This window comes from Neisseria sp. P0022.S010 (genome assembly GCF_051956635.1).
On the sequence record NZ_JBQCXF010000340.1, the window covers coordinates 1 to 3,264 of the forward strand.

2 protein-coding genes are annotated in these 3,264 nt (G+C 48.9%); both read left to right on the plus strand.

From position 1 onward, the window contains the following. Window positions 1-233 precede the first annotated feature (233 nt). Complete coding sequence (locus ACTHUT_RS16375; RefSeq protein WP_250601223.1) at window positions 234-1,202, plus strand: YadA family autotransporter adhesin; 969 nt, start codon at window positions 234-236, stop codon at window positions 1,200-1,202. A gap of 155 nt (window positions 1,203-1,357) precedes the next feature. Continuing rightward, window positions 1,358-3,264: aminopeptidase N (gene pepN, locus ACTHUT_RS16380; RefSeq protein WP_440419085.1), on the plus strand; the 1,907-nt coding region annotated here is incomplete at its 3' end.

A 3,264-nucleotide genomic window follows, 5' to 3' on the forward strand; every position in this document is an offset into this window, starting at 1 on the left:
ATACACTATAAATCTCACTCAACAAGGCCGTCTGAAGACAATATAAACGACATTTAAACTCCAACCTCAATGCCGTCTTTTATGATTCTCCTAAAATTTCCTTTTAAAAAAACATATTACGAAATAAACGACTATTTTCCATACCTACTCTGTCTGCAAAAAACAACGTTTTCCTACACGATAACATTGTTGTTACTCAGGGTGTCGGCGCCAATGGTCAGACCATTTACAAAGTGGCTACTGATAAAAACCTGAAAGTAGACAGCGTTACCGCAGGCGATACCGTGATGAATAATGATGGTGTGAAAGTTGGTGATAATGTTGCGTTGAACAAAGACGGCTTGAAAGCAGGCGATGTGAACCTGACTAAAGACGGCTTGGACAATGCGGGTAACAAAGTGACCAACGTAGCCGACGGCGACCTCAATGCCAACAGCAAAGATGCCGTCAACGGCAGTCAGTTGTACGCAACCAACCAAAACGTAGCCAATAATGCTGCGACTATTGCCAAAGGCATCAACTTCGGCGGTACGACCGGCAGCAACAACTACGCATTGGGCGACACCATCAACGTTAAAGGCGACAGCAATATCATCAGCGAAACCGTTGCCGGTGGTGCTCAACTGAAGTTAGCTGACGAGATTAGCGTGAAGACAGTGAATGCCGATACCTTCAAAGCGGGTAATACTGTGATGAATAACGACGGCATGAAAGTCGGCGATAAAGTTGCGTTGAACAAAGACGGTCTGACCGCAGGCAACACCGTGGTCAACAACGATGGCGTAACCATCGCTGCACCGACTGAAAACAATCCGAACAACCAAGTCAAACTGTCTCCTGTCGGTCTGAACAACGGCGGCCAACGCATTACCAATGTGGCTCCGGGTAAAGACGGTACAGACGCGGCAAATGTGAATCAGTTGATTGGTTTGGGTACCGAGTTGCAGAACAACATCAACCAAGTAGGTAAGAAAGCCTACGCGGGTGTGGCCGGTGCGATTGCCCAAGGCTCGATTCCGCAAGTAACCAGTCCGGGTGAGACCGGTATCGGTGTCGGCAGCGGCTACTACGGCGGTCAGTCTGCCATGGCTATCGGCGTATCTGCGATGAGTGACGGCGGCAACTGGATTGTCAAAGGCAACTTCTCGGCCAATACCGACGGTCATGTCGGTGTCGGTGTCGGTGCGCTGTATAAGTGGTAAGTTGGCAATGACAGGCAACTAGATTTACTGCCTGAATAGGGAGGCCGTCTGAAATTTTAGGTTTCAGACGGCCTTTTTTTCTGAAAACACTTGAATTTAGACTATCTGAAACGATATGCTTCATCTATTTACCGCATGACTCTGAAAGAGAACAAATGAGCAAAACCATCCATTATTTGAAAGACTACGCCGCGCCAGCGTACCGTATTCTGAAAACCGACCTGCATTTCGATATTTTAAAACCGCAAACCATCGTCAAATCCAGTCTGACCGTTCAACCTGAAAGAGCAGGAGAGCCATTGGTATTGGATGGTTCGGCAAAACTGCTGTCTGTGAAAGTAAACGGCCGGGCCGTAGATTATGTGTTGGAAGACGAAAAACTGACGATTGCCGGCGTGCCGTCTGAAAACTTCACGCTGGAAGTAGAAACCGAAATTCTGCCGGCTGAGAACAAATCTTTGATGGGTCTGTATGCTTCCGGTGGCAACCTGTTCACACAATGCGAACCGGAAGGTTTCCGCAAAATTACGTTTTACATCGACCGTCCGGATGTCATGTCTAAATTTACCACCACAATCGTTGCAGACAAAAAACGCTATCCGGTGTTGCTGTCTAACGGCAATAAAATCGATGGCGGCGAGTTTTCAGACGGCCGTCATTGGGTGAAATGGGAAGACCCGTTTGCCAAACCGAGCTATCTCTTTGCTTTGGTAGCTGGCGATTTGGCAGTAACGGAAGATTATTTTACGACCATGAGCGGCCGTAAGGTCAAAATCGAGTTCTATACCACGGAGACAGATAAACCTAAAGTAGGGTTTGCCGTGGAATCGTTGAAAAATGCGATGAAATGGGACGAAACACGCTTTGGCTTGGAATACGACTTGGATATTTTCATGGTCGTTGCCGTGGGCGATTTCAATATGGGCGCAATGGAAAACAAAGGTTTGAATATTTTCAACACCAAGTTTGTGCTGGCCAACAGCCGTACCGCGACTGATACCGATTTTGAAGGCATTGAATCTGTTGTCGGCCACGAATATTTCCATAACTGGACGGGCAACCGCGTGACCTGCCGTGATTGGTTCCAATTGTCGCTGAAAGAAGGTTTGACCGTATTCCGCGATCAAGAGTTTTCCGGCGACAGAGCCAGCCGCGTGGTGCGCCGTATCGACAATGTCCGCATGCTGCGCTTGTTCCAATTCCCTGAAGATGCGGGCCCGACTGCGCATCCTGTCCGCCCGGCCAGCTATGAAGAGATGAACAACTTTTACACCATGACCGTCTATGAAAAAGGGGCGGAAGTAGTGCGTATGTATCACACCTTGCTCGGGGAAGAAGGCTTCCAAAAAGGCATGAAGTTGTATTTCCAACGCCACGACGGACAGGCTGTAACTTGTGATGATTTCCGTGCTGCAATGGCAGACGCAAACGGCATCAATCTTGATCAGTTCGCCTTGTGGTACAGCCAAGCCGGCACGCCGGTTTTAGATGCCCAAGGCCGTCTGAAAGATGGAGCGTTTGAATTGACCATCAAACAAACCATTCCGGCCACGCCCGATATGGTGGACAAACAGCCGATGATGATTCCGGTCAAAACCGGTTTGCTGAACGAAAAAGGCGAAGCAGTTGAGTTTGAATATCAAGGCAAACGTGTGAAAGAGGCGGTTTTGGTATTGACGGAAGCCGAGCAGACTTTTGTGTTGGGCGGCGTTAATGAGCCGGTTATCCCGTCTCTGCTGCGAGATTTCTCTGCACCGGTTACCCTGAACTATCCGTACAGCGAGCAAGAATTGGCGACTTTACTGGCGGCAGATGAAAATGAGTTTGCCCGATGGGAGGCTGCTCAAACCCTGTATCATCGCGCCATTAACGCCAACCGTCAGGCATTGGCGGAAGGCCGTCCTTTGCCGGAACACAAAGCATTGATGGATGCTCTGGCTTTGGTGGTTTCCGGTGACTTTGATCCGGCATTCCGTGCCATTTTGCTGCAAATGCCGTCTGAAACCGATGTATGGGCGGAAGAAGAAAATATTGACCCGATTCAGGTTCATCAAGCGCGAGA